This window comes from uncultured Gimesia sp. (assembly GCF_963972345.1).
GTDB lineage: Bacteria > Planctomycetota > Planctomycetia > Planctomycetales > Planctomycetaceae > Gimesia.
The window spans coordinates 1-26,649 of the sequence record NZ_CAXAVM010000030.1 but is presented as its reverse complement, the minus strand read 5'-3'; the positions used below and the strand labels follow the sequence as shown (position 1 = coordinate 26,649).

Annotated in this window: 22 protein-coding genes and 1 tRNA gene; 8 read left to right on the top strand and 15 right to left on the bottom strand. The window is 52.6% G+C overall.

Annotation, left to right across the window (positions count from 1 at the left end; genetic code table 11):
- Positions 1–82: 82 nt before the first annotated feature.
- Both AACZ40_RS07480 and AACZ40_RS07475 read right to left on the bottom strand, forming a co-directional pair.
- Positions 83–155, bottom strand: a tRNA-Thr gene (locus tag AACZ40_RS07480).
- 454 nt (positions 156–609) lie between these two features.
- Positions 610–2,280 carry a sigma-70 family RNA polymerase sigma factor gene (locus tag AACZ40_RS07475; protein WP_291168211.1) on the bottom strand — a complete coding sequence of 557 codons (1,671 nt, stop codon included), beginning with the start codon at positions 2,278–2,280 and terminating at the stop codon, positions 610–612.
- Positions 2,281–3,120: 840 nt separating this feature from the next.
- Between AACZ40_RS07475 and AACZ40_RS07470 the strand changes: the two genes are divergently transcribed.
- Positions 3,121–4,572 carry a DUF1549 domain-containing protein gene (locus AACZ40_RS07470; protein ID WP_291168210.1) on the top strand — a complete coding sequence of 484 codons (1,452 nt, stop codon included), beginning with the start codon at positions 3,121–3,123 and terminating at the stop codon, positions 4,570–4,572.
- Positions 4,573–4,598: 26 nt separating this feature from the next.
- A complete protein-coding gene (locus AACZ40_RS07465) occupies positions 4,599–5,882 on the top strand; it encodes a DUF1501 domain-containing protein (protein WP_339673798.1) in 1,284 nt (427 codons plus the stop codon).
- A gap of 31 nt (positions 5,883–5,913) precedes the next feature.
- On the opposite strand, the gene AACZ40_RS07460 is transcribed toward AACZ40_RS07465, so the two are convergent.
- Together AACZ40_RS07460 and AACZ40_RS07455 are read right to left on the bottom strand one after the other, a co-directional pair.
- Entirely contained in the window at positions 5,914–6,216 is a 303-nt protein-coding gene (locus AACZ40_RS07460; protein ID WP_291168208.1) for a hypothetical protein, read from the bottom strand.
- 216 nt (positions 6,217–6,432) lie between these two features.
- On the bottom strand, positions 6,433–6,654 hold the full coding sequence (locus AACZ40_RS07455) for an H-X9-DG-CTERM domain-containing protein (protein ID WP_291168294.1): 222 nt from the start codon (positions 6,652–6,654) through the stop codon (positions 6,433–6,435).
- A 113-nt stretch (positions 6,655–6,767) separates the two neighbouring features.
- Between AACZ40_RS07455 and AACZ40_RS07450 the strand changes: the two genes are divergently transcribed.
- From AACZ40_RS07450 to AACZ40_RS07425, 6 genes are all read left to right on the top strand, one after another.
- Positions 6,768–8,843 carry a hypothetical protein gene (locus AACZ40_RS07450; protein ID WP_291168207.1) on the top strand — a complete coding sequence of 692 codons (2,076 nt, stop codon included), beginning with the start codon at positions 6,768–6,770 and terminating at the stop codon, positions 8,841–8,843.
- Between the two features lie 38 nt (positions 8,844–8,881).
- A complete protein-coding gene (locus AACZ40_RS07445; protein ID WP_291168205.1) occupies positions 8,882–9,772 on the top strand; it encodes a hypothetical protein in 891 nt (296 codons plus the stop codon).
- Positions 9,773–9,868: 96 nt separating this feature from the next.
- On the top strand, positions 9,869–10,168 hold the full coding sequence (locus tag AACZ40_RS07440) for a (2Fe-2S)-binding protein (protein ID WP_291168203.1): 300 nt from the start codon (positions 9,869–9,871) through the stop codon (positions 10,166–10,168).
- Positions 10,169–10,201: 33 nt separating this feature from the next.
- Positions 10,202–10,954 (top strand): ABC transporter ATP-binding protein, encoded by a 753-nt coding sequence (locus AACZ40_RS07435; RefSeq protein WP_291168201.1) that lies wholly within the window; start codon positions 10,202–10,204, stop codon positions 10,952–10,954.
- The gene (locus AACZ40_RS07430) at positions 10,954–13,338 is read left to right on the top strand and encodes an FtsX-like permease family protein (RefSeq protein WP_339673793.1); all 2,385 of its coding nucleotides are present in this window, start codon (positions 10,954–10,956) and stop codon (positions 13,336–13,338) included. Before AACZ40_RS07435 ends, AACZ40_RS07430 begins: the two co-directional genes overlap by 1 nt.
- 2 nt (positions 13,339–13,340) lie before the next feature.
- On the top strand, positions 13,341–14,702 hold the full coding sequence (locus AACZ40_RS07425; protein WP_291168197.1) for an HlyD family efflux transporter periplasmic adaptor subunit: 1,362 nt from the start codon (positions 13,341–13,343) through the stop codon (positions 14,700–14,702).
- A 46-nt stretch (positions 14,703–14,748) separates the two neighbouring features.
- Here AACZ40_RS07425 and AACZ40_RS07420 read toward each other — a convergent pair whose 3' ends face one another.
- The 11 genes from AACZ40_RS07420 to AACZ40_RS07370 all read right to left on the bottom strand — a co-directional run.
- Positions 14,749–15,345, bottom strand: coding sequence for an Hsp20/alpha crystallin family protein (locus AACZ40_RS07420; protein WP_291168195.1), 597 nt, complete (start codon positions 15,343–15,345; stop codon positions 14,749–14,751).
- Positions 15,346–15,593: 248 nt separating this feature from the next.
- The gene (gene nqrM, locus AACZ40_RS07415; protein ID WP_291168193.1) at positions 15,594–15,827 is read right to left on the bottom strand and encodes a (Na+)-NQR maturation NqrM; all 234 of its coding nucleotides are present in this window, start codon (positions 15,825–15,827) and stop codon (positions 15,594–15,596) included.
- Positions 15,824–16,930: an FAD:protein FMN transferase gene (locus AACZ40_RS07410; RefSeq protein ID WP_291168191.1), complete on the bottom strand. Its 1,107-nt coding sequence runs from the start codon at positions 16,928–16,930 to the stop codon at positions 15,824–15,826. Before AACZ40_RS07410 ends, nqrM begins: the two co-directional genes overlap by 4 nt.
- Positions 16,890–18,113 carry an NADH:ubiquinone reductase (Na(+)-transporting) subunit F gene (nqrF, locus tag AACZ40_RS07405; RefSeq protein WP_291168189.1) on the bottom strand — a complete coding sequence of 408 codons (1,224 nt, stop codon included), beginning with the start codon at positions 18,111–18,113 and terminating at the stop codon, positions 16,890–16,892. The genes AACZ40_RS07410 and nqrF overlap by 41 nt, the downstream gene beginning before the upstream one ends.
- A gap of 45 nt (positions 18,114–18,158) precedes the next feature.
- Positions 18,159–18,770 (bottom strand): NADH:ubiquinone reductase (Na(+)-transporting) subunit E, encoded by a 612-nt coding sequence (nqrE, locus tag AACZ40_RS07400; RefSeq protein ID WP_291168187.1) that lies wholly within the window; start codon positions 18,768–18,770, stop codon positions 18,159–18,161.
- 1 nt (position 18,771) lies between these two features.
- The gene (locus tag AACZ40_RS07395; protein WP_291168185.1) at positions 18,772–19,395 is read right to left on the bottom strand and encodes an NADH:ubiquinone reductase (Na(+)-transporting) subunit D; all 624 of its coding nucleotides are present in this window, start codon (positions 19,393–19,395) and stop codon (positions 18,772–18,774) included.
- A gap of 2 nt (positions 19,396–19,397) precedes the next feature.
- Positions 19,398–20,198, bottom strand: a complete 801-nt coding sequence (locus AACZ40_RS07390) for a Na(+)-translocating NADH-quinone reductase subunit C (protein ID WP_291168183.1) — start codon at positions 20,196–20,198, stop codon at positions 19,398–19,400.
- A complete protein-coding gene (locus AACZ40_RS07385; protein ID WP_291168181.1) occupies positions 20,188–21,432 on the bottom strand; it encodes an NADH:ubiquinone reductase (Na(+)-transporting) subunit B in 1,245 nt (414 codons plus the stop codon). Before AACZ40_RS07385 ends, AACZ40_RS07390 begins: the two co-directional genes overlap by 11 nt.
- Before the next feature lie 218 nt (positions 21,433–21,650).
- On the bottom strand, positions 21,651–22,997 hold the full coding sequence (locus tag AACZ40_RS07380) for a Na(+)-translocating NADH-quinone reductase subunit A (protein WP_291168179.1): 1,347 nt from the start codon (positions 22,995–22,997) through the stop codon (positions 21,651–21,653).
- A gap of 443 nt (positions 22,998–23,440) precedes the next feature.
- Positions 23,441–25,123, bottom strand: coding sequence for a family 16 glycoside hydrolase (locus AACZ40_RS07375; protein ID WP_291168177.1), 1,683 nt, complete (start codon positions 25,121–25,123; stop codon positions 23,441–23,443).
- A 217-nt stretch (positions 25,124–25,340) separates the two neighbouring features.
- Positions 25,341–26,649: sulfatase-like hydrolase/transferase (locus AACZ40_RS07370; protein ID WP_339673783.1), on the bottom strand; the 1,309-nt coding region annotated here is incomplete at its 5' end.

The window sequence follows — 26,649 nt, the reverse complement described above, 5'->3', positions numbered from 1 at the left end:
CAACCAGCCGAAGCTGGATTTTACAAACCTAACACCACAAACACGTTAACTAATTATTTTTTTGTGGCAATCCAGGCAAAAGAGCTAGCGGTGGGAATCGAACCCACAACCTTCGGTTTACAAAACCGATGCTCTGCCGATTGAGCTACGCTAGCCTGTTGACCTGAAAACTAAGCTAACAGGCTTCAAGCCTCATGCAACCTGAACAACTCGCCTGGCTAAAGAGGTACTTTCCCCGCCGATACTCAGTAAGCAGCTCAATATAGCAATCAGGCACTTGCTTGCAAGTGTGAACGCCTGGCTGATTGGAAAAATTGTTATCTTTTCTTAATGCTGTATGCCTATACGGCCTAAGATTTTCCATCTCGAAACAATCTGCTTTTCTGTCCTCGCCATCGCTCTATTTTGCTGGAAAAAACCAACCTTAAACGCTTCGTATGCTAAGTTCAATGAGCCAACCGCTAAAGGACTGTTTTTCAGAGAAGAAAATCCGGAAGGAGGTTCGGACAGACCGTAAAAAAAAGCAGGCACGGCTCACAACAGCCATGCCTGCTCAAGGGGAGAACTCACTAAACTGATCCAGTCAGACCGGATCAGCAGAGCCTGCTTCTATATTCCGGGAATCTCGACCCGTTCCACCTGGGTAATCCGGCGGAGCTTCTTCAGCGCCCGGGATTCCAGCTGCCTGATCCGCTCCTTGGTCACGCCGAAACGATCCCCTACCTGTTCCAGGGTCTGAGGCTCATTCCGGGCATTCAGACCATAACGGTAAATCAAAATATCTTTCTCACGCCCATCCAGCTGATCCAGAATGCTCATAATCACAGCATGCTGCTTCTGATTGATCAGCTCTTCACGATACTGACTTTCCCGCTCGTCGGTCGACTGGAAGAACAACTCATCGTTCCCCGTTCGGAACCGGTCCAGCACTTTGTACTCGGCTGGAATGGAACGGGCGTAGTTCTTCATGATCGCCCAGCTGGCGTAGGTTGAGAACTTATTCCCTTTGGTATAATCAAATTTTTCAATCGCACGGATCAGTGACATATTCCCGTCACTCACCATTTCGAAGAAGTTGCCTCCCGGACGAATGTGACGCTTGGCGATCGACACGACCAGACGCAGGTTGCTGCGAATCAGGAAGTTTTTCACGTCCGTACTTTCGTCGAGCAACTTTTCGATCTGATCCATATCCCGGGCCTTAGGACGATTCGGATCCAGCTGTTCCTGAATCTGAAACGCCTTGTATTTAAGGAAATTCAACTTACGGAAGTAATATGCCTCTTCTTCCCGCGTTAACAGCGGAATGGAATACAGGCTGGCCAGGTAAGGAGGCAATCCGGGTGGCGTGCGCACCTTTTCGTTGGATTTATCGACTTCGGGAGGTGGACCCAGAATCACTTTCTCAGCATCGGCCTGCTCGAACTCATCGCTGTGCATGTAGTCGATGGTCTGAGCATGCAGACGGGCCGCCCGTGCCTCTGAAATAATCCGGTAGATACTGGCCTTCGTGCGACAATAACGCCGCGCCAGTTTCTCTACGGGGATCCCCCGCCGAAACGTGTTGTAAATGTCGCGTTTCTGCTGATCCGTAATTTTCTCTGGTGCATTAGGAAAAATAGCCAACTCAGGGTTCTCCCGGTCAAAATTTTTCAACGTGTAACGAATCGTCTCAGGAGATCGATTCATATGCCTGGCGATGCGGCGGCTGATCTCGGCAGGGCATCCGCCATACCGGGCCAGACGTCGGGCACGACGCAGGATCTCTTCACGGTCTTCATCACTCAACTGACTGAAGTTCATGCTGCGGGTAATATGTCCGCGGTTCTTCTGCAGGAAACGATCCACCGAGGATTTCAGAAAACCAACCCGTTTTCGCCCGTTAAACCGGAACCGGCGACTGACCAGCCCCTTGTCTCTCCAGCGATCTACGGTCTTGGTGGATATATTGAATTTCTTACTCAGGTCCTGCACTGTGAGAACCTCTTCGGAAACATCTTCGACTTCGATCTCTGCACTGTCGGACAGATCTTCAATGAAGCAGCGCACATCTTGCAGTACATCGGCTCCTGAGATGACGAGATCGGGATACAACTCCGAGCGGTATGTCGTAATCTGACGACAGAGCTCTGGATAAGCATATTCCTGATCCTGTTCGGCTTCGGACAGTAGTTCTTCAGCCCGCGTGATCTGAGCCAGCTTGACATCGCGAGGGGCATACTTTACCTGTTGCTCTGCCAGCTGCTTGATTGCCGGATTGTTGTATTTTGAACTGATCATGATTCCCCACCCTCTGTTTATGACTGTTCCCGGTGACCATCGTGTCCTTCACGTCATTCATCTCCAGGCTCTGTCACTTACTACGTAATAGAAGACGAATTTGAGAAGGAAAAGTTCACACGTAAATAATTTTAGCCAATCCAGCGAAGATTGCATCAAAATATCGGCACCGCTTCAGACATCCCCCTTTTTTTATATCTTTAATCCGTTACATATAAGCCACTTACAATCATACATGACAATTTGACGGAATGTCAGATTAATTCGTTTTTCCCGGTATTCTGCATGAAATACCTGCCATGTTTGACCCTGAAATCACAAAAATGTGTGAGATACCTCACATTTGACATACGACACTTCAGACCTCAATAAGTATACATGCGATCCAATCTGCGGTCAATACTAAAGTACACTTGTTCGCAATTTCAGTGCTGTAGTCGTTCTCAACTGAATAGATATCTGCATCTTCCTGAAAAAGTATCTGCAGACTACCTGACCCGATTGCATCAAATTCTGTTTACCTTCAAGCACAACGCTGTAACATAAAGTAAGAGTCTCCGGATCAGTTGATATTCACTCAGAATTCATTGCTTGAGGCTCCCATTCTGAATATACGCTGAAATCATCCACTGTATTTGACGCAACTGTATCCAGATTGTCTTACCCCTCTCTCAAACAGGTTTCTCCATAATGAAGCGTCGCGCCTCTTCTCGATGGATCGTTCTAGTTGCCTTGACTTGTCTGATTATTTCAGTCTCTTCGTCGGCAGCACCAAAAAAGAACGCGGCAAAAAAAACGCCGCCGTTGAATTTGCCTCCGTTAAAAACCCAGGAGCAGAAAATGCAACTGCTGGGTTACATCAGGCAGACCATGCCCACTCGCCGCATCGCGCAGCGGATCAACTTCAGCTCCGCCGATCTGGATCAGGCGCTCGAACAGGAACTGGGGCCTGCCACTCAGGCGTTAGCAGAACCAGTGGATGATGAGACCTTCCTCAGAAGGGCCTCGCTGGATCTGACCGGGCAGCTACCTGATCCGGAAAAAATAGCAGCCTTTATCAAAGATGCGCATCCGGGCAAACGCAGTGCACTCATTGATGAATTACTGGAATCGCCGGCGTATGGACGCAAATGGGCCCGCTACTGGACCTCGGTGATTTTTTATGAAAGCGAAGCAAACAAAAACCGCGTTGATCCCCAGGCACTGGAAAACTGGCTGGCAGAACAGTTCAATCAAGGCGCTCCCTGGGATTACATCACCGTAATGCTGATCTCGGCAACTCCCGAGCGGAATAAAGCGGTTCGTAACGACTATGGGCAGGATTATGGTCCCAATAATTTTGTGCTGGCCTGCGAAAACAAGTCTACCGAACTCGCCTCTCAGACGGCCCGTATTTTCATGGGCATCAGCATCAAATGTGCCGAATGCCATGACCATCCTTTCGACAACTGGAAGCGGGAACAGTTCCACGAACTGGCAGCGTTTTTTCATCCTTACACCTACAAAATGCCTGACCAGACTGACCCCAAGGTCCAGACTGTCGTCCAGCCCCGCTTTTTGCTGGGCGAAAAACCACACGAGGAAATGAAAGCCGACGCACGCCGTGTTTCGATCGCGGCTTACCTGGCTTACAACCCCAAAAATTACTGGTTCGCGCGGGCTTATGTGAATCGCATCTGGAGTGAACTCCTCGGCGATGGCTTCTACGATGTCGACAGCCTCGGACCTGACAGTGAAGTCATTCACAAACCGGTCGTGAATCGCATCGCCGCCAACTTTCGCTATAAAGACTTCGACCCCAAATGGGTTTTTCGGCTGATCATGAACTCAAAGGCTTATCAACGCGAGATCCGTACCAGCGACTCTGCAGCGGACTTGTTTACCGCAGTCAGACCCGCGCGTTTGCGTCCCGACGTGATTGCCGACTCGGTCGAAAACCTGATCGGAGAAGCCCCGTCCATTCGTAAAGAAATCATCCAGGCCTTTGATATGAACCCCTCCCTCCCGCAGGATGCGCTGGAAGGTTCAATCCAACAGGCACTGCTGATGATGAATAACCGGGAACTGCAGACCAGGCTCTCACAGAGCGAACTGAAACAGCGGCTGTTGAGCCTCCCTTCCGATACGGATCTGGTTCAGTCACTCTATCTGAATGTCCTGGCCCGACATGCGACCCCGTCCGAACGGGAGCGTAATCTCAGCTATCTGCGTGAGTCAGAAAAACGCGACGAAGCCGTCGACGACCTGCTCTGGGTTCTGCTCAATTCCACTGAGTTTCGCACTAAACGCTGACAGACTCCACACACAGGAACAGTCAAATGCAAACCGATGCGCTCTTACACCTGAATCTGAATCGAAGTGGCAGATTGTCGCGCCGCAATTTTCTGCAGACAGCCGCCCTGGGAGTTGGTGGATCGTCTCTGCTCTCTCAGTTTCGCCTGCACGCCGAGGATCTGAAAAAAGAGGGTCGTTCCTGCATTCTGCTCTGGCTGGCCGGTGCTCCCAGCCAGTTGGAAACCTGGGATCCCAAACCGGGTACACCCAACGGAGGAGAAACGAAAAAAATTCAGACTCAGACGCCCGGAGTCGAAATCGCGCATCACTGGCCCAAAATCGCGGGCGTGATGAATGAAATCGCCGTGATTCGCGCCATGACCGGGAAAGAGGCTGCCCACGAACGAGGCACCTATCACCTGCATACCGGACATCGCATGATGGGCATCGAAAAGTTCCCGCACTTTGGCTCGGTTGTGGCCCCCGAACTGGGAGACCCGCAATCCGATATCCCTAATTTTGTCAGTATCGGTCAAACCCTGAGTTCGGGCTTTCTGGGAGTCCAGGTGGCTCCCTTCATCATTGATCGCCCGGGTATGTTGCCGGACAACGTCGTCAACACGACATCTGATTTGCGGCAACGCAGAAGGCTCGCTTTACTCAGCCAGCAGGAGAATGAATTCGCCCAGGCGGGCGCAGCGGCGCTGGTGAAGGAACAGAGCGAACTCTATCAGAAAGCCAACCTGATGATGACCTCGCCGCGGCTGAAGGCGTTTCAATTCGATGATGAACCCGCCGCCATGCAGGAAGCCTACGGAAAATCACAGACCGGACAGGGCCTGCTGGTTGCCCGTCGGCTGGTCGAAGCAGGCGTCCCGTTTGTGGAAGTCCGCAGCACCGGCTGGGACATGCACACCAATGTCTTCCGCAGCATGGAACGTCGCGCCCCGGAAGTCGACCAGGGACTGTCTCAACTCCTGCTGGATCTCAAACAACGGGGACTGCTGGAAAAAACGCTGGTACTCTGCATGGGCGAATTCGGTCGCACTCCCAAGATCAATGCCCGCCCCCCTGCCCCCGGTCGTGACCACTGGGTCAGAAACTTTAACCTGCTGATGGCAGGCGCCGGCATCAAAGGTGGACAGGTCATCGGCAAAACGGACGAAAATGGTCAGGAAATCACCGAAGACCCGGTTCAGGTCGACGACCTGTTTCAATCCATGTGCAAAGCCATGCAGATGGACGCCGAGATGGAACTGCACACCCCCGTCGGCCGCCCGGTCAGGCTGGTTGAAGGAGGTGCCGTCATCAAAGGACTCTTCGGTTAAGCGGGGAACAGGGCAGTGGTTTCCCGACGAATCAGGACTTGATATCGATCGTCAGTTGATTCGCTTCATCCTTAACAGTCACGATGTAGTCACTTGAGGTTTCACTTATGTATTTATCAGGCATCCCTTTCGTACCGATAAAAAAGACCTGGTAGTCACCGGGAGCCACAGGGTCTGCAATGGTAAATTCCCCTTTCTTATCAAGATCACCCTGGATAAGCGTGCCATAATCGACTGAATATAACCCGACCTGCCCTGAAGTGACCGGGCTGCCATTCAAAGTCACTTTTCCGGATACGGACGCAGTATCAGCAGGCTTTTCGGGGGTCTCCAACCTGGCTTCACAACCAGATAGAATCGTCCCTGAGAAAAGAATCGGCAGCAGGTACTTAGTGTCGGGGAAATAATGCAGAATCGATCAACTTCGGCAGGAAAAGCAGCACCACCTGGTATCTAGCTGAGGTGTCTGCGCTGTTCCCGCCGCTGCCGTCTGAATGAAAGCGATTTACAGAAGTCCGATTACGGGAATTCGACAGTATTACCGTCGTCTTTATCGCTCAAATGTTGGTATACCGTGAAATTCATGTTCTCTTGAGAGAAAATGCACGGAACCATCGGCGAACACGAAATGCGCCCCACCAACATGATCACTACCGAAGTTGGCCGAGTTATCATCCCAGGAAGTCGCGGGGGTGAGGTCGGCGACTACCTGATTTCGCTTCAGCAAATGCCGGTGGAATCCAAAACTAGCCTCAAAAAGACTTGGCAGCACTGCTTCTCTCGACGTATGATAAACAGAAGTGCTGCGCAAAAGCGGTCGCCTGACTTCCGCTTTAATCCTGACTGTAACTGACTTTAAAGAAACCACACCTGACAGGCTGATTCATGTCAACCATTGCTGTCCCTTGCCCTCACTGCAAAAAAAAACTCAAGCTCCGCGATAAAAGTCTGCTCGGAAAAAAAGCAAAATGCCCCAACTGTAAACAGGCTTTTGTTTTGAAACTTCCCGCCATGACGACTCCCGCCAGCAGTGAACGCTCTGCCCCGACTGCACCTGTTGACAATCCGCCCGCCTCCGATCCGCAAATCGAACAGGTCACCCCCCCGCCGTCTGCACCACCCCGGCAGGAAGAATCCATTCAGATTGAACTGGCACAACCCACCACGCCAGTCGTGGGGACTTCTGCCAAGTGGGTACCCGATGATCCCGTGACACCACCTCCTGCTGCGCCGGAACCCGCGGTGAAGCCGCCCGCATCGGGTCTGCCTCAGATTGATACCTCCGCTCCGCCCGTGATTAACACCACGCCTGCTCCCGGCGTCGATACAGGAAACACCGGTCCCGCGTTTCCCGACATCGCAGTCGAGTCTACAGAAAATGCCGGCGTCGCGCGGTTGCGTGAGTTACGCCGCAAAAATGCAAAACGCAGAAACGTAACGATTGCCAGCATCGTGATTGTCCTGCTCCTGATCGGAGTCGGCGGCTACTTCGCCTGGGATCAGGTCGAAGAGACCATCGCCACCAAACCGGCTAAACCCGCGCCGGCACCGTCTGCCGCTGCCAGTTCCACCGTAGCTTCGACTCAAACCTATACGCCTCCAGCCAAAGTGGCTCCCAGCCCGACAAACGGAACGCCGATCCGCCTGCTGTATGTTCCCGCTGGTACACGGATCCTGATTCATCTACACCCCGCCGCACTCTGGGCCCCCGGTTCCCAGGGCGAAGAATTTCGTGCCTGTCTCGGACCGGTCGGGATCTGGGCCGAACAGAAAATCAAAGAAATCTGCCTGACCGGACCTGCCCAGATTGAAGAACTGACCTTCTATCTGATTCTGGGTTCACCGGGAGCACCACCCGAGTACGCCGCGGTGATCCGACCCACGGAGCCCCTCAAACGCTCGGAACTGATAGCACAATTCGATGGCCAGCGACTCGACGACTACAGTTTTCCCGTCTATTCCGGTGACAAATATTCCTCGATGATTGTTGATGAAAACACCTATGTCATCGGCCCTCCGGGAAATCTCCGGGCTGCAGAGATGGCAGAATCACGCGAGTACGATAGCAGCACCTCACCTGGCATTGAATCGATCCTCAAACAGACAGACCGCGATCGACACCTGACCATCGTCTTCGATCCCGATGAAGTCCGTCGACAGCAGGACGTATTGCTTCCGGAAAAAGCACATCCTTTTCTGAACGAGTTTCTGGACTGGCTCGGCGAAGATGTTGAGACCGTTGCCTGGAGCATGCATCTCGGTGCGGATGATTTTTATTCCGAATGGACGTTCCGCAATTCGACGATGATTCGGCCGGGAAAACTGGCAATTAACCTCAAAGAACAGCTTGATGTACTGCCTGAAGAAATGCTGCAAGGGGTGCGAAAAATGAATCCGGGAACCATCGGCAGCCGTAAAGTGATCGGCCGCTTTCCCGCGATGCTCAAAGCCTTCAGCATGGCCAACCAGGAGCAATCAGGCGAGCGCTACGCCCAGTTGGTCAGCAATCTCCCGGAACGGGCGGCACCAAACCTGGCGCTGGCCAGCCTGTTAACCTGGGATGAATCCACGCGCACTGACTTCTCCGTTAAAGCCAAACCCAGACCAACCGGACCGCAACTGCCGGACAAGGTGGTGGACCGGCTGAAGATGAAACTCGAAGTCGATTTCAAACGCATGCCGCTGGAAGAAGTTCTGGCTTATATTGCCGATGAAACCAAAACGAAGATCATTCTGGATGGAGCCGGTTTAAAACTGGTCGGTTACACCCAGAACATGAGGCAGACAATGAACCTCGGTACGGTCTCCGCATTAGAGACCATTCAGGCCATCTTCAATGTCAAAGACCAGGATCAGATGTGCCTGATCATTGATGAAAATGCGAAAACGGCAACCGTAACCAGTAAGCCGTTCGCGCAACAGAACAATCTGAAAACATATGAGTTTCCGCCTGCCCAATAATCAGGCGCTATCTGAATTCCCGTCACAGGTGATCGCTGATGGATATCACCACCTTTCAATGCCCTCACTGCCAGGCCATGCTTCGCATGCGCAACAGACAGGTTGAAGGCAGTACCTTCCCCTGCCCCGACTGTGGGCAGCAACTGCGTATCACTTCGACCCCACAAGGTGAACTCAGCATCTCCCATATCGAGCCGGAACCGAAGCCCACAGGTCCCTCTCCCCTGGTAATCAAGGCCCGTACCGGATGGAAGCAGTTGCAGAAAGCGGGAACTTATCTGCTGGCGAGTCCCGTCCTGATGGCCTGGCTTGTCGCGGGCACCGGTGCCCTCATCCTGTTACTGCTGATCCTCTTCGATGACCGCCCGTCTGCTCAAATTGCCGACAACCAGGCAGCTGAACCAGAAACCGTTGCCGCGGATGCGGAGTCAGAGACCACTGACACTCCTGCGGATCAGACGCCGATGGCCCAAGCGGTTCCTGAATTACCGGCTGATGAAAATCAGAACCAACCTGAACCGGAAGTCCCGGACCAGGCTGTCGACGTGCCCTTCGCACACCAGGTATTAATTGCTGCCAAACCGGAGAACCTGCCTCCGCTGATTGCGCCCAAACCTCAACCTGTGGCACAACCCGCTATGCCTCAGACCGATGTGACACTTGCGCTGCAGATCCCGATTCTCGAGTTCCGCCAGACAGATGAAATCCCCCTGAAAACAATGATGATTCAGTTTGAAGAAATGCTCGATACCCGGTTCGAGCTGGCAGAGAATGTCAAAAATGACCCCCGTCTGCTGGAAACGCCGATTGCGCTTTCCCGAAGAAATACGACTCTCTCAAATTTATTAGAGCAGATATTGAGCGAAGGAGCCCTGACATTCAGGGTGAAATCAAATAAGATTTACATAGAAAGAGCTGCTGCTCCCTGAATTAACCACTTGGAGCTGACCGTTTCTGTTTTGATCGATCACGTCTCCGCTTTATTCTGAACCGGGTTACCGGCGAATACGAAATTAGTATCTATTGTGAAACTCGACGACAAAGTCTGTTACTGTTTTCATATCAGTAAACGAAAAATCATCAACCATCTGCGTATCCATCGCCCGCGGCGCGCCAGCCAGCTGAGTGAATGTGGAGGCGCCGGCACCGGCTGTGGCTGGTGTGTTCCTTACCTGAAACGCTATTTCGCCGAGTACGAGAAATCAGGCAACGCCGAAACAGGGGATGTGCCATCGACGGCGTCGGAAGACATCACTGCCGAAGAATACGCACGGCAACGAGACCAGTACATTGAAAGTGGAAAAGGGACGCCCCCTGCCAGGTAACGTAATTCACCTCTACTGCTTCGAGATCACAACATGGCGGCTTCTGATACCGACGCACTCCCTTCTCTGCAGAACCAGGAGCGTTCGATCCTGCTCGCTCTCAAATCGATTTCCAAAACATATTTCACCGGGGATGTCTCTGTTCCTGTGTTACATAATGTCGATCTCGATATTTTCGCCAGGGAATTCCTGGTGATCGTCGGCCCTTCCGGTTCCGGGAAAAGCACGCTGTTGAATATCGTGGGCGGCATTGATGTTCCCACTGCAGGTGACGTATTTTTCCACCAGCAGAACATTTCCGAGTTCAACGAACAGCAGTTGACCCGTTACCGCCGCGAAAATATCGGCTTTGTGTTTCAGTTTTATAATCTCGTTCCCACACTGACCGCGCGGGAAAACGTCATCGTCGCTGCAGATATCAGTGACGATCCCATGTCGCCTGACGATGCGCTGGAACTGGTCGGCCTGGCGGATCGGGCAAATCATTTTCCGTCCCAGCTTTCAGGCGGAGAACAGCAGCGGGTGGCCATTGCCCGGGCGCTGGTGAAAAATCCGGAACTGCTGCTGTGCGATGAACCCACGGGCGCACTCGATCTTTCCACGGGTCGCAAAATCCTCGAAGTGCTCGGGAATCTGAATCGGGAGCTGGGCAAGACTGTCGTGATTATCACCCATAACTCCGCCATCGGAAAAATGGCACAACGGGTGATTCGTATCGGTTCCGGCACCATTGCTGAAACCCGCATCAATCCACAGCCTGTCCCCGCGAATCAGGTCACCTGGTAATGAACGTTCTGCATCGAAAATTAATGCGGGAGTTATTCGCTGCCAAAGGGGTGCTGATCGCGATCATCAGTATCATTGCCGTCGGCATCGGCTGTTTTATCGCCATGTCATCGACTTATGACAATCTCGAGTATTCCCGCCAGAGTTATTATCGACTCTGTCAGATGGCCGACTTCTCAGTGGAGCTGAAAAAAGTTCCGACCGGAGACCTGGCCGCTTTGACCGATGTTCCCGGCGTGACAAGTATTCTGCCCCGCATTGTGTTCGAAGTCACCGCTTCGCTGGAAGGAGTCGAAAAGCCATTGTCCGGCCAGGCGGTATCCCTGCCGGCCCACGAAAATCCGCCCATCAACCGTATTGTCATCAAGCAGGGAAGCTACTTCACCGATCAGCGCCAGGAAGAAGTCATCCTCAACGATGCCTTCGCCCGAGCCCACAATCTGCTGCCGGGGGATCATATCCAGTTGATTTTGAACCACCGGCTGCAGGGCCTGCTGATTGTGGGCACCGCCATCAGTTCCGAATTCGTCTACCTGCTCGGCCCAGGAGGTCTGGTTCCCGAACCGGAATCGTATGGCGTATTTTATCTGAAACATGATTACGCTGAAGATGTGTTTGGTTTCGAAGGTGCCGCCAATCAGGTTTTGGGACACCTGGCGCCTGAATTTCAAAGCCCGGATCGCGTCCGGCTGATACTCGATCAGCTGGAATTGAATCTCGACGAGTATGGCGTGTTTTCCACCACACCCCTGGCACAGCAGTCATCACACTGGTTTCTTAAAAGCGAAATTGACGGTCTCAAAGTCAGCGCCACAATTCTGCCCACAATTTTTCTGATTGTCGCTGCGCTGGCGCTGAATCTGTTGATGTCACGCATGGCGGAACAGCAGCGGACCATCGTGGGCACCCTCAAAGCCCTCGGTTATTCCAACCAGGAAATCTTTCTGCACTTCATCCAGTTCGGCCTGCTGATCGGAATCGCAGGCGGGTTGCTGGGAATTTTCATCGGCTATTCGCTGGCCGGTGCCATGACGGCCCAATATCGTAACTTTTTTGAATTCCCCTCCCTCGTCAACCAGATGTATCCCCGGGTCATCCTGCTGGGCATGCTGATCAGCATCTTCTTTGCGGTGCTGGGAACCTATCGAGGCGTTCGATCGGTCGTGCGACTTTCGCCGGCAGAAGCGATGCGTCCCAAACCCCCTTTGCGGGCCCGACGAATATTACTGGAGAAGATTCCTGCCTTCTGGAATGCACTCGACTTTCGCTGGCAACTCGTATTGCGCGACATCTTTCGGAATCGTACGCGAACCCTGGGAGGCCTGCTCTCTGCGACCGTGGGCGCAATGCTGCTGCTGGTGACCTTCTCCATGTACGACTCCGCGTTTGCGCTGCTCAATTTCCAGTATGACAAACTGCTGCTGAGCGACATCGACATCAGCTTCAAAGACGACCATGATTATGCAGCTTTACTCGAATCTCAGCAGTTGGCCGGCGTCGATGAGGCCGAACCCCTGTTTCACATCGGCTGCACGCTGAAAAATGGAATCCATGAAAAGAAAGTCGGCATCACGGGAATCACAGAGAACGCGCAGCTGACCATTCCCCGTGACACCGCAGGCAACCGCGTCGCCATACCGGAGACAGGCATTCTGGTCACGCGTAAGCTGGCTGACATCCTGCAGATCCAGGCGGGCGATTCCCTCGAAATGATTCCGGTCGCCGGCGATCGGATCGCCAGACAGGTGCCCGTCATGAAAATCATCGACAGCTACCTGGGGCTCACCGTCTATGCCGACTTCGATTACCTGAATCGCCTGATGGGGGAATCCCAAACCCTCACCAGCGTGCAGTTAAAAACCAGTCCCCGACCGGAGGTCACCCGCCAGATTTATCGGCAGGTCAAACAGATCCCCGCCATACAGTCGGTCACTTCGATTCGCGATCAGAAAGACAAACTGCAGGAAGTGCTCGTGGATCAGATGATTGTGATGATCGTCGTCGTCATCGTGTTTTCCTGCCTGATTTTCTTTGGCAGCATTTTGAATGCTTCCCTCATCTCGCTATCAGAACGGCAGCAGGAAATCGCCACACTCCGCGTGCTCGGGTACACTCCCGCGGAAGTTGGTTCGATCTTTCTGCGAGAGAGTTTTTGTGTGAACCTGCCCGGCATTCTGCTGGGACTGCCCGCCGGTTACTGGGCCTCGAAAGGCATTAACATTGCTTACGATACGGAGCTGTTCCGGATGCCATTTACCATCGATGCCATGAGCTGGGTTTACACGGTTCTGCTGGGAATTATTTTCACCCTGATTTCTCACTGGCCGGTGCAGAAAGCCATCCGTAATATGGACTGGCTCACCGCGCTCAATGTAAAGGAATAAACATGTCCCGCAAATCAATCATCATCATGGTGGTCCTGCTCGTCGGCCTGGGGGCCTTCTACCTCTTCTCCGATGCGCCGCTCCCGGTGGATGTCACTGTTGCTGAAAAAGGTGAAGTCAAGGCCTTCATCGAGGAACGGGCCAGGACCAGCCTGTCCCGCATCTACCGCATCGCCATGCCGTTAAACGGTCGCATCTTGCCGATCACCGTGGAAGAAGATGAGAAAGTGACGGAAGGCCAGATCGTCGCCGTCATGGATACGTCCGACCTGGATGCGGAAGTGGCCAAAGCCCGGTATCGCGTGGAACAATTCGCGCGAAAAATCATTGAGCAGTCCGATACCCGACTGGAAGACAACTCGCTGGTGCAGTTCGATGAATTCCTGAAGTCGATGGACCTGACTGTCGAAGCCGCCAGCAAACAGCAGGATGCCAGTCATGCCAAATGGCAATACGCCCGGGATGAATTCGACCGCAAATATCAGCTCTTCAAACAGAAAGCACTATCAGAAAGCGAACTCAACGAAGCGGACCTGTTCAAGAAACAGAGCGAAATCGATTATCAGAAAGACATTTTAACCTGGCGTTCCCTGCAGGCGATCCAGAGCGCCATGCAGATTGGCAAGATCTCGATTCTGAAATACAAAGAGAAAAAAGAACTCTCCACTGCGGTGCTGCAGGAAGAACAGAAGGAAGCCCAGTCCCGGCTGGACCAGCTGCTCCGCGACCAGAAACGGGCCACGATGCGCAGTCCCGTCGATGGGACGATCCTGACCAGAAACTATTCCAATGAACGCACACTGGCCGCCGGAGACATTCTGCTGGAAATCGGACGCCTGCAGGAACTCGAAGTTGAAGCGGACGTCCTCTCTCAATATGTCGGGGATATTCAGATCGGTTCGCTCGTCGATATTGAAGGTCCCGCGCTGGGCAGGCAATCCGTGCGCGGCAAGGTCAAACGGATCTACCCCAAAGGCTTTACCAAAGTCTCTTCACTGGGAGTCGAACAGCAGCGCGTGAAAGTGATTATCAGCTTCGACCAGAATCTGTGGAAGCAGTTGAAACAACAGCGGCGGAACCTGGGCACCGATTATCGGGTCCGCGTTAAAATTTATACGGAGATCAAGCCGGATGTAGTCAAAGTCTCGCGGTCAACCCTGTTTCGCAGTGCTTCGGGACAGTGGCAGGCGTATGTAGTCCGCAATAACAGAGCCATCCTGACGGATGTCAAAACCGGCGTGATGAACGATTTTGACGCCGAAATCGAACAGGGAATCCAGGCCGGGGACCGACTGATTATCGCCCCCAGCATGAACCTGCAGCCGGGACAGTCCGTCGAGCCGCAGGTCATCAGAGAACTCTAACGATCTAAAACAGGTTGAAAGACGCGATGGTTAAATGTGATGCGCTCTAAAAGCTGGTACCGGCGGCACTGCTGATCGGAATCTGACGCGGTTTTACAGTCGACGACTTTTCCAGCTCGACACTCAGAATCCCATTCTGGACCGAAGCTGTCACTTTATCGGGATCGACGGCAACCGGCATCGGAACCGAACGACGAAACTGACCTGAAGGACGCTCACTGACGCGCGCCGTCTGACCGGAGGTCGTAAACGTTCCTGTACTGCGACTGCCGGCAATCGTCAACATGTTGCCCGCCAGCGTGATATTAATTTCTTCGGCGGTTACGCCGGGCAGATCAAATGAGACCTGCACCTTCTCTTCCAGTTCCAGAACATCGACACGTGGCATCCAGACAGCTTCATTGCCAAACAGTCCCAGCCTGTCCAGCGCGCGTTCCCCCTGCTCGACAGCGACGCCCAGCAGTTTGTCGAATTCCGAGCGAAGTCGCTCGATGGAATTCGGGACACTGGAAGACTCTGATTTCCGCCTCCGTTCACCTTGCGTCTCTGTCTGGCTCTGCGTCTGGTCGCAGGCTTCGTCCGTAGAGCAGGCCTCTTCTGTAGAAACGTGCACGGGTTCCGGCTGTTGATCATCCATCGACATCGCTGTCTCCTCTCGAGAACTGATGGTCTCGTTTATTTAGAATGTACTGAGCTTAAGATTGTTCTGATCTGACAGGAACAGGCGGTTCTCACCCTTCGTGGTTGTAACCGCTGTCTGTATTGTCTCATATCTGATTCGCTCTGCCAGTGGAAATCTTGAGATTTTCCCGGCGAATGATTCCAGTAGCGCAGAAAACACGTCAAAGTGTCGTGATAGCGAGAGGGGACTGGAAAGCAACTGCAGCGCAGTTATTTCTCGTCTTCGATCGCACAGGAACCGGCGGCAGACATCTGTTCGGCCTGCTGCTTCTTTTTATCGGAAATGGAACAACCTCCACATTCAGAACAGCCTTCCATACCATCCAGGTTGGCAATTCCACCGCAGGAGCCTTTAATACAGCGGTTACTGAAAATAACGCCGACGGCCATTCCCAGGAACGCCAGTACAAAGATACCGAGAGCAAACAGGATTGTAGACATCATTTTTCGTTTACCTCTCCAAATATTTGTCGCCACTGCGGCGAGTAGCGTTCCGAAAAGCCGGTCTCTGTTTTCACGATGAAATAAGCGGCGATCTTCCCTGCTTTACACCAATTATACCCCTCATCGGGGCCTAATACCATCAGGCAAGTCGCCAGGGCGTCACAGTTCATACAATTTTCCCCCACGACAGTCACTGAAGCGAGTGTATGTTTGACCGGGTATCCCGTACGGGGATTGATGGTATGAGAGTAACTGACGCCTTCCACTTCAAAAAAATTGCGATAGTTGCCAGAAGTCGCCATCGACAGATTATCCAGCGGAAAGACATGCTGTACGACCCGTTGATCGCTGACCGGTTTCTCGATCCCGACTTTCCAGGGCTGCCCCTGCTGATTGACGCCCCGCGCCCGCATTTCACCCCCGATTTCGACCAGGTAATTCTGAAACGACTGTGATTCCAGGTAGGCCCCCACCTCATCGACGGCATAACCTTTGGCAATCGCCGAGAGATCGAGATAGACATCCGGTATCGTCTTCTTCAAAGCCGGCGGATCGTGTTGCACCTGAATATGGTGATAGCCCACACTCTTGCGTGCGGCTTCAATGCGGCTCTCTTGCGGTATCGTTCGCTTCCCCGGATCGGGCCCGAAGTGCCATAGATTGACCAGCGGACCCACGGTCATATCAAAGGCACCATCGCTCTGCTTACTGAGCTTCAGTCCCGCGTCCACAACTTTCACCAGCGGAGCAGAAACCGCAAACCACTCCTCCGCAGTCGCCTGGTTAAACTGCGACAGCTCCGAGGTTTTGATATACGTTGACATCTGCTGATTGATTTTTTTCAGCAGTTCATCAACGTCCTGTTGGATCTGCTGATTGTTGATGGCCTCTGCAGAATCAGCGCAGATGGTAATATGATACGAGGTCCCCATCGTGGGTCCCTCGATCTGTACTTTCTGCAGCGCCTGTGTCGTGGACGGATTCTGCCCGGACTGACAGGCTACAACTGTTACACTTAACAGCAGTAACAGCGTGAGATGCCAGGCCGAAACGCATCTCGTCTTAACCGAAGTCATCGTATCTGATGTTCTCAGGTTCGACACCCAGATCATCCAGCATGTTTCGGACGGCGGAAAGCATCATGGGCGGACCACAGATGTAGTATTCGCAGTCTTCTGGAGCCGGGTGTTTACTCAGATATTCATCCAGCAGCACCTGGTGAATGAACCCTTCCAGGCCGGTCCAGTTATCTTCCGGCATCGGATCGGACAATGCGATATGCATTTTGAAGTTATCGAAGTCTTTTTCGATGGCACGGAACTCATCTTCATAGAACATTTCCCGCATGCTGCGGGCACCGTACCAGTAAGAGACTTTCCGGTTGGTCTTGCGTTCCTTGAACAGTTCATAGATGTGAGACCGCAGCGGAGCCATACCGGCACCACCGCCGATGTAGATCATCTCGGCTTCGGTGTCAGCGATGAAGAATTCCCCGTAAGGACCGGAAATGGTCACTTCATCGCCGGGCTTCAAATTGAAAATGTAGGAAGACATTTTACCAGGCGGTGTGCCATCCGGTGAGCGTGGCGGCGGGGAAGCGACACGCACGTTCAACATGATGATCCCTTTTTCCCCGGGATAGTTGGCCATGGAATAGGCGCGAATCGTTTCTTCGTTCACTTTGGATTCGAAACGCCATAAGTTGAATTTATCCCAGTCCTCTTTGTATTCGTCAGGAATATCAAATTCACTGTATTTCAGGTGGTGAGGCGGTGCTTCGATCTGGATGAAACCACCGGCTTTGAAGGCAACGTCTTCGCCTTCGGGCAGTTCCAGAATGAGTTCCTTAATGAACGTGGCAACGTTGTCGTTGGAGCGTACTTTGCAGACCCACTTTTTGGTCTCGAAGACTTCCGGCGGAACTTCAATATCCATATCGTTCTTGACCGGCACCTGGCAGGAGAGGCGGCAGCCTTCACGGACTTCACGGTTATTGAAGTGGGATCGTTCGGTCGGCAGGATGTCACCTCCGCCGTGCAGCACTTTGACTTCACACTGGGCACAGGTTCCACCGCCGCCACAGGCCGAAGAAACAAAGATCTGGTTTTCAGCCAGCGCGTTTAGAAGTTTTCCGCCCGCGGGGACTGCGATCTTTTTCTGCTCATTGACCGTGATCGTGACATTCCCGGAGGCAACCAGTTTTGATTTTGCAATCAGAATAATGGCGACCAGGGCAAGCACGATGCCCGTGAACATAATAACGCCAAACAGAATTTCTATAACCATGATGAAACGTCGACCGCTCTAAAAAGTCAGTAATCTAGTGAAGTCTTACAGTTGGATACCGGAGAAGGCCATAAAGGCCATCGCCATCAGTCCCACGGTAATGAACGTGATGCCCAGCCCGCGTAAACCAGGTGGTATGTCACTGTATTTCATTTTTTCGCGTACGCCTGCCAGTGCGACAATCGCCAGGGCCCAGCCCACTCCGGAACCAAAACCAAACACACAGCTTTCAGGGAAGTTATAATCCCGCTCGACCATAAACAGCGTCCCACCGAGGATCGCACAGTTCACGGTAATCAGCGGAAGGAAAATCCCCAGTGAGTTATAAAGTGCCGGAACATAGCGATCCAGAGTCATTTCCAGGATCTGTACCATCGCGGCAATCACGCCGATATAACAGATCAGACCGACAAACGTCAGGTCAACATTCGGGTAACCGGCCCAGGCCAGTGCTCCTTTTTTCAGCAGATGCTGATAGATCACATTATTCACGGGCACGGTGATGGTCTGAATCACGATCACGGCGATCCCCAGACCCATGGCCGTTTTCACGTTCTTGGAAACGGCCAGAAAGGTACACATCCCCAGGAAGAAGGCCAGCGCCAGGTTCTCGACGAAGAGACACTTGATAAACAGGCTCAGATAATGTTCCCACATGTTATGCCTCCTCAATCTGATCGGTCTTCAGTGATCTCAGAATCCAGATCGTAAAACCGATAATAAAAAACGCGCTGGGCGGCAGTAACATCAGGCCATTGGCCTCGTACCAGCCACCGTCACGACTTAGTTTCATAAGTTGAATCCCGAACAGGCTGCCGGAACCGAACAGTTCGCGGAAGAACGCCACCAGCATCAGGACCGCTGAATAACCCAGGCCGTTGCCGATCCCGTCCAGGAAGCTGATGCCGGGCTCATTTTTCATGGCGAAGCCTTCGGCACGTCCCATCACGATACAGTTGGTAATGATCAGACCCACGAACACGGACAGCTGTTTGCTGATTCCGAATGCGAATGCTTTCAGGAACTGGTCAACCAGAATCACCAGCGACGCGATAATCGTCATCTGCACGATGATACGGATGCTGCTGGGAATCTGCAGTCGAATTGAAGCGACCGCTGCATTAGAGCAGGCAGTCACCAGTGTCACAGCGATACTCATCACCAGCGCGGTTTCCATTTTGGTGGTCACAGCCAGAGCCGAACAGATCCCGAGAATCTGTAACGCGATCGGATTGTTATCCAGAATCGGTCCAGTCAGGGCTTTTTTCTGTTTTGAATTCATCGTTATTTTTCCTCCTTTTCTCGAACGCGTTCGAGATAAGGTTTAAACCCTAAATCACCCAGCCAGAAATCCAGCAGGTGTGTGACGCCGCGCGAGGTAATCGTCGCACCGGACAGGCCGTCGACTTCATGAATGGCATTCGGAGACTGTGGATTGACCGTTCCCTTAATCACTTCCAGGTCAGGCTGAAAGTCGTTCGCATAGGCTTCTTTGCCAATCCATTGTGATTTCCACTTGGGATTATCAACTTCACCGCCGAGGCCCGGTGTTTCGCCATGTTCATAGAAGGTCAGACCGGCAACCGTCGTCAAGTCTGTTTCCAGTGCCAGAAAGCCCCAGAGGGTAGACCAGAGTCCTTTGCCCCGAATCGGCAACACGTACTGAGACAGTTTTCCGTTTTCATCATAAATGTGATAGACCCAGGAATAGTTTTCGCGGCGTTTAATACCGGCCAGATCCTGTGTGGAATCCAGTTTCATACTCATCTTGGGATTATCGGCGGCTGCCTTCTGATCATATTCCTGCGGATCAGGAAACAGGGCTTTGTCGTCGGTGACAACTTCGCCGGTGTTCAAATCGACGATGATGCCTTTGACTCGCTCATCGTAAATTTTTCTCACATCTGCTCCATCCCCGGGCTGAATCAGTCCGGCAGCGGAGAGAATGTTTTTTTTGCGCTCGTTTTCTTTATTCAGTTCCTGCTTGCTGCGCAGTCCGACCGCAGCCCCGGAGACGAGAATCGAGCAGGCCACACACAACGCGGCCGACACCATAAATGTGAATCCTATTGAATCACGCGACATTTCGCGCCAACCTTCTTTTAATGTTTGCTTGAACAACGTAGTAGTCAATCAGAGGTGCAAAGACATTCCCGAACAGAATGGCCAGCATGATCCCCTCTGGATACGCCGGATTGACAACCCGAATCAGGATCGTCATACCACCAATCAAAATTCCATAATACCAGCGACCAGTATCGGTCATCGCGGCAGAGACCGGATCGGTCGCCATAAAGACCAGGCCAAAGGCCAGTCCCCCGACCACCAGATGCCATTGGGGAGGCATCGCGAACATGGCGTTCGTGTTACTGCCGATCATGTACAGCAGCAGAGAAAGCCCCATCGCACCGACCAGCACACCAGCCATCACCCGCCAGGACCCGATGCCTGCCAGAATCAGGAAGATCGCGCCCAGCAGACAGGCAAATGTCGAGGTCTCACCCATGGAACCCTGAATCTGTCCCATGAAGGCCTGCATCCAGGTGATTCCCAGGCCGCCATCAGCAACAGAATTGGTAATCGCTTTCATGCCGACTTCGGGAGTGGCCACTGCCAGCTGCCCCAGAGAAGTCGCACCGCTGAAGCCATCGACGGCAGTCCAGACCGTGTCGCCCACGATCTGAGCCGGATAGGCAAAGTATAAAAAGGCCCGGGCAGTTAAGGCCGGGTTGAGGAAGTTCTTACCGGTTCCCCCAAAGATTTCCTTACCGACGACCACACCGAAACTAATGCCCAGCGCCACCTGCCAGAGTGGAATCGTGGGAGGCAGAGTGAGCGGAAACAGCATCCCGGTGACCAGGAAGCCTTCGTTGATCTCATGCCGACGAATGATGCAGAACAGGCCTTCCCAAGCACCGCCGACGGCCATACAGACAATATAGACCGGCAGAAAGTACAGGGCACCGTGGACCAGGTTGGAAACCAGGCTGCCGGCTTCGGGAGTCACACCAATGGCGGCCATCACCGCGCCACGCCAGCCGGGCACACTATCGATGCCCATGGCGCTCATCGCGGCATTTGCCTGATAGCCCGTGTTGTACATCGCCATGAAAACACAGGGGATCAAAGCTACGATCACCATACTCATCATGCGTTTCAAATCGATCGAGTCACGCACGTGTGAGGCTTCGTGGGTCACTTCACCCGGAGTATATAGAAACGTATCTTGCGCTTCATAGAGTGGGTAAAGCTTCTCGAACTTACCCCCTTTATCGAAGAGGGGGTGTACTTTATCAAGAAGATTTCGTAACGGCTTCATTTCGTGGTTTATCTTTCTTGTTTGATGCCCCCGAAACATAGTCTGCCAGGACACCACCGGCTTTGACTAATAATCGATTGCCAAAGGAAGCCGACCGGCTTCGCACCTGACAACTGGGGTTTACGTCTTTCAATATTTTTTATCGATCAGGCAAACAGTCACTTACCTGCAGGCCAGCTCATCCAGTCCTGGCGCCCCCTTCCCGGGGAGACCCGAACTTAGCCTTCTACTTCAATTGTTGTCAAACTCTTACGCAACAGAGACCCATAGTTGTATTTGCCCGGGCAGACAAACGTGCATAACGACAGATCTTCTTCATCAAGTTCCAGGCAACCCAGCTGTTTTGCCTGTTCGGTATCTTCTGTAATCAGGGCACGCAGGAGGAATGTTGGCAGGATATCCAGAGGCATCACTTTTTCATAAGTCCCGATGGGAATCATGGCTCGCTTACTGCCTTCGGTTGATGTGGTGAACGCAACCTTTTTGCCCTGCCCGACCCAGGACGAAGCGAATACGGGAACAACAGAAAATTTGTTGAAACCAGGTCCCATCCATCCCAGAAAGTCCCGATGTGTGCCTTCTTTAAGTGCAGTAACCTGCAAGGCATAACGCCCTAGGTAAGCAAACGGCCCCTGTGCTGTACGTCCGGAAAGCGCGGAGCCGGAAATCAGGCGATCCATATCGCCTTCCAGGTTGCCTTCAACCAGGTCAGTGATACTGGCCCCCATTACGGTCCTGACCAGTTTAGGTTCTTTCACGACAGGACCTGCTATTGAGATCACCCGTTCAGAAGAGAGTTTACCGGTGGCAAACAGTTTTCCAATCGCAATCACGTCCTGGTAGTTGATGTACCAGACTGTTTTCTTTTCGTTGACAGGATCCAGGAAGTGAATGTGTGTGCCGACCAGCCCTGCAGGATGGGGTCCGCCGAATTCTTCTACCGTCACGAAATCCAGTTCCAGACCAGGCAGATTCGTGCCGGGAGCCTTGCACAGATACAGCTTGCCTTCCGTCAGTGACTTCAGAACCTGCAGTCCCTGAGTGAATGCCCGGGGCTCTTCACTCAACACCACTTCGGGAGGTGGCGCGAGCGGATTGGTGTCGATGGCGGTTACAAAAATGGAATGTGGGGTGGTTTCCGGCGAAGGAACACGACTGTAAGGGCGGGTTCGCAGGCTGGTCCACAGACCGGATTTCAGCAGATTGTCCTGTACCTGCTCGCGTGTCAGGCTGGTGAGGTCGCTGTCGCCGTAGGAAGTGAAAGTTTCTTCGCCATCACCTTCTACTTCAATCACCATCGATTGAAAAGCGCGTTTGGCACCACGATTGATTTCCGCGATTTTTCCGGCAACCGGCGCTGTATAGAACACGCCTTCGGTTTTTTTATCGCTGAAAAGTAACTGCCCTTTTTTGACAGTGTCGCCAACTTCAACAGCCAGCGTGGGTTTCATACCAATATAATCAGGGCCAATCAGAGCAACCGATCGAACAAACGGCCCGTTTTCGATCAAAGCAGAAGGCGCGCCTGCGATTGGCAGATCCAGCCCTTTTTTAATAGTAATCATTGAATTATGAACCTGAATATCACGAGTTTTCTCGTTTGACTCGCCTGATGTGGTTTAAAAAACCATCTGAACGCTGTTCAAAACACGACAGACATTCTGGAAGTTCTCTGCATCTTTATAGGCGCAACCCATCTGGTTGCCCAATAATTCGCGGCTATTTTACACAGATCCCCCCCTTTTTGTAGTGAAAGCAAGGTACAAAATAGATCATTTTCGATTCTGCATCAGAAAATTTCGATTCGTAGTTCAAACTCTCATGTTTTCCCTGATTCCCATTAGTGAGAACCGGCCAGAGGATCGCTCAATTCCATCTCGCCGGCACTCACCGGGAACACAAACCACCCTCAGGAGCTGCGTGGTCTGCATAAAAAAACCACCTGAAAAACTCTGTGCTTTCAGGTGGCGGGTAACTCTGTTTATTTCTTACTAATGTTAATTTCGGCTTACAGTGCGAGCAACTTTACATTCTTATACCAGACTTTGTGCCCGTGATCCTGAAATCCCAGGTAACCTTTGCGGGGAAAGTCTTTGACGGCGTCTTTGAATTTGTGATCGGAACCATCGAGGCGTTTCCCCGGCTCGGTCCACTCGTCGGCATTCAGTTTGGCAACGATCTCATTGTTGACGGCGACGGAGACATGAGGGCCATTGCAGGTAATCTCGATATTCGTCCACTCACCCGGTTTGCTGGCACGATTGACGGAAGGAGCAACCAGATCGTAGATCGCACCGAAGTCGTGCATGCCCGTTCCTTCACCCGTGAGTACCTGTGCTTCGAAACCGGTCTGCACCGGATTTTTAAGATCACCTACCCGGAAGAAAATTCCCGAGTTACATTCTTCGGGCATCTTCACATCGCATTTGAATTTGAAATCAGCGAAGGGTTTATCATACACGATCAGGTAACCACCCGACTTATAGGGGACCAGCGCGCCATCTTCAATCGGAGCGTCAATCGGTTTGCCGTTATTGCATTTCCAGCCTGAATAATCTTTGCCGTTGAACAGCAGTTTCCAGCCTGCTTCTTTTTCTGCAGCAGTCAGTGTGTTATCGGGAGCGGCGCTGCCGGCATCTGCCAGATCCAGTTTCTTCAGTTTGGCATGTGCTTCTTTTTCTGCTTTTTCATAAACGCTGGCGAGCGTGACTTCGGCTCCCCCCTGACGTTTACTTTCGTCGGCGGCTTCCATAAAGGTGTAGATTTCAAGTGTTTCTTCAGGACTGACGGGTGCTTTACCGGAGCGGAAGAATTTGGCAATCTCGACCAGCAGGGGCTTATAGCCATCGTAGCCCCCTACGGCGACTTCACCGTTTTCCCCTACCGCGGTTCCGCCGTATCCTTTCGGGGTTCCTTTACGAACGCCGGTGAAATGACCTTCCCGTCCGCCTGCCCACTTGCCGGCGACTTCATCACGGTCGGCATTGCTGACAGTACGTTTTACAGACTGACAGCCGGGGCCCATCACGGTAAACAGGGTTTCGACGCCATGAATTCCGTACCAGAACAGATCGGGGTGCGTCGCTTCCAGTGAGCAGGGGCTGTGAGTGCTGCATTTGGTAATCTTGCCTTCTTCTCCGTTTCGCAGACGCTGAGCACCTTTGGCAAACCGCAGCGATGAAGAAGAAAACATCGGCGTATTATATTTCTCGGACAGTTCATACAGCGCGATGGCATCGACCAGTGATCCAGCGACCGGCTTATCAATAAAGACCGGCTTGCCAGCCTGAAAAACGGGAATCGCCTGTTCGAGGTGAGGACGGCCATCATTGGTTTCCAGAAAAACCACATCGACTTTCTTCAACAGCTCATCGATAGAAGGCACGATTTCCACGCCCATCGCTTTGACCTGCTCAATGTATCCGGGAACCCGGGAAGTGCTGGATTCAATATCCGGACTCCCTTTGGGGTAAGCGGCGACCACACGAATGCCCGCCAGGTCCCCTTCGGGATTTCCCGTATTCAGCATTTTCGTAAACGCAATCGCGTGCGATGTATCCAGGCCAATGATTCCGGCCTTCAACTCTTTTTTCGCCTCAGCAGCAGTTAACGGCCCTGAACAGACGACGGCCAGCAAGAGCATTGAAAATAACGAGCGGCTCAAAAGCCGAATGAGAGATCCTGAGTTCATAATGTTCCTCAATCAAGTGTGACAGGTAAGCGGTCTGGGAAACTGGCAGGTAAAACAGACTTGCACTATATAATGATATGATGAGTCCGCTTTCGATTTCCTTATGAATGTTTATAAATTCGATTATTGCAGACTCCACACCGCAATTGCAATCAAACAATCCGACCGTGATGGAAAAAAGCGATTCTTCATCTGAGTGCGAGTCTGCTGCAGATGCTCAATCGGCGTAATCTTTGCCGTTCAAACTGTCGACGACCGAATGCTGCCATTCAGTTAAAGCGGCTTTCATTTTCTTCAGTCTCTGGGGATCCACCTGGGACAGATCCTGTTTTTCTCCGGGATCTTTTGCGAGATCATAGAGTGTGAATTTGGGTTTCCCCTGTCTGGTTTCCATTTTCAACAGTTTGAAATTGCCGTCCACCAGGGCAGCAGCGCCCGGCAGTTCGTCTTTGGAATACTGCGTCTCCAGGCTGGCGGCATCTGCATCCGGTGCAGGACCTGCGGGGTTGGGTTGCCCCGGCTTCTGCTGTTTCTGCAGCGCCAGCAGAATATCCGTACTGCGTTTGGGATGTCCTTTTGCCGGGTAGGTCCAGAAGCCCATCGGCTTTTCGCGGGCCGTCATCTGTCCTTCGATTAATGGCAGCAGGCTGACGCCGTCCAGATGAGGCTGATGGGAAACTTTCGCACCGGTAATGGCCAGGACGGTGGGATAGATATCAATCGTACCGCAGGGCACGTTTGAGAGCTCCGGTTTTTTGATGACAGCCGGCCACTCGATGATCGAAGGCACGCGGACTCCCCCTTCCCAGAGGTTGCCTTTGTATCCTGCCAGTCCGCCGGTCGCTTGAGAACGTACTTCCTCTTTTTTGAACTGTGGCGGTCGGGGGCCGTTATCGCTGGTAAACCAGAGCAGTGTATTTTCTGCCAGACCCAGATCTCTCAGCTGGCCCCGTAAATGCCCCATGGCCCGGTCGACGCCGCTGATCTCACCAAAATAATTTTGGAAGTAAGGCTTCTGATCGGGATAGAGTTCCTGCAGTTCAGACTCGGCTTCGTGAGGCAAATGCGGATTCCCAAACCAGATCACTGCCAGAAACGGTTTTTTGTCTTTGTCTGCCTGTTTGATGAAATCCAGGGCCGCATCCACGGTCACGCGTGAACTTTCCCCCTTCAGTTGTTTTACGACCCCGTTGTGGCTCATGTAAGGATCGTTTTCATAAAAGTTGGGACTGGAAACCCATTCATCAAACCCGCTGTTGCCGGGAGAGACCGGGCTGTTTGCCTGGACGGAACCCAGGTGCCATTTCCCGAAATGCCCTGTGGTATAACCGACCGACTTCACTGCTTCGGCGACGGTAACTTCCTGCGGTCTGAGCGTATGCCCCCAGCTGAAGCAGGCAAAGCGGTTGGGGTGCCTGCCAGTAAGAAAGCTGCCGCGCGTGGGAGAACAGACGGGAGCAGCTGCATAAAAGCGGTCCAGTCGCAGGCTGCTGGCAGCCATATCATCCAGGTGGGGAGTTTTCAGG

What these genes read in the sequence shown, in the direction of transcription:
- AACZ40_RS07475 (WP_291168211.1), bottom strand. Translation starts at nt 2,280, where the DNA reads ATGATCAGTTCAAAATACAACAATCCGGCAATCAAGCAGCTGGCAGAG.
- AACZ40_RS07470 (WP_291168210.1), top strand. Translation starts at nt 3,121, where the DNA reads ATGCAACTGCTGGGTTACATCAGGCAGACCATGCCCACTCGCCGCATC.
- AACZ40_RS07465 (WP_339673798.1), top strand. Translation starts at nt 4,599, where the DNA reads ATGCAAACCGATGCGCTCTTACACCTGAATCTGAATCGAAGTGGCAGA.
- AACZ40_RS07450 (WP_291168207.1), top strand. Translation starts at nt 6,768, where the DNA reads ATGTCAACCATTGCTGTCCCTTGCCCTCACTGCAAAAAAAAACTCAAG.
- AACZ40_RS07445 (WP_291168205.1), top strand. Translation starts at nt 8,882, where the DNA reads ATGGATATCACCACCTTTCAATGCCCTCACTGCCAGGCCATGCTTCGC.
- AACZ40_RS07435 (WP_291168201.1), top strand. Translation starts at nt 10,202, where the DNA reads ATGGCGGCTTCTGATACCGACGCACTCCCTTCTCTGCAGAACCAGGAG.
- AACZ40_RS07430 (WP_339673793.1), top strand. Translation starts at nt 10,954, where the DNA reads ATGAACGTTCTGCATCGAAAATTAATGCGGGAGTTATTCGCTGCCAAA.
- AACZ40_RS07425 (WP_291168197.1), top strand. Translation starts at nt 13,341, where the DNA reads ATGTCCCGCAAATCAATCATCATCATGGTGGTCCTGCTCGTCGGCCTG.
- AACZ40_RS07420 (WP_291168195.1), bottom strand. Translation starts at nt 15,345, where the DNA reads ATGTCGATGGATGATCAACAGCCGGAACCCGTGCACGTTTCTACAGAA.
- nqrM (WP_291168193.1), bottom strand. Translation starts at nt 15,827, where the DNA reads ATGATGTCTACAATCCTGTTTGCTCTCGGTATCTTTGTACTGGCGTTC.
- nqrF (WP_291168189.1), bottom strand. Translation starts at nt 18,113, where the DNA reads ATGGTTATAGAAATTCTGTTTGGCGTTATTATGTTCACGGGCATCGTG.
- nqrE (WP_291168187.1), bottom strand. Translation starts at nt 18,770, where the DNA reads ATGTGGGAACATTATCTGAGCCTGTTTATCAAGTGTCTCTTCGTCGAG.
- AACZ40_RS07395 (WP_291168185.1), bottom strand. Translation starts at nt 19,395, where the DNA reads ATGAATTCAAAACAGAAAAAAGCCCTGACTGGACCGATTCTGGATAAC.
- AACZ40_RS07390 (WP_291168183.1), bottom strand. Translation starts at nt 20,198, where the DNA reads ATGTCGCGTGATTCAATAGGATTCACATTTATGGTGTCGGCCGCGTTG.
- AACZ40_RS07385 (WP_291168181.1), bottom strand. Translation starts at nt 21,432, where the DNA reads ATGAAGCCGTTACGAAATCTTCTTGATAAAGTACACCCCCTCTTCGAT.
- AACZ40_RS07380 (WP_291168179.1), bottom strand. Translation starts at nt 22,997, where the DNA reads ATGATTACTATTAAAAAAGGGCTGGATCTGCCAATCGCAGGCGCGCCT.
- AACZ40_RS07375 (WP_291168177.1), bottom strand. Translation starts at nt 25,123, where the DNA reads ATGAACTCAGGATCTCTCATTCGGCTTTTGAGCCGCTCGTTATTTTCA.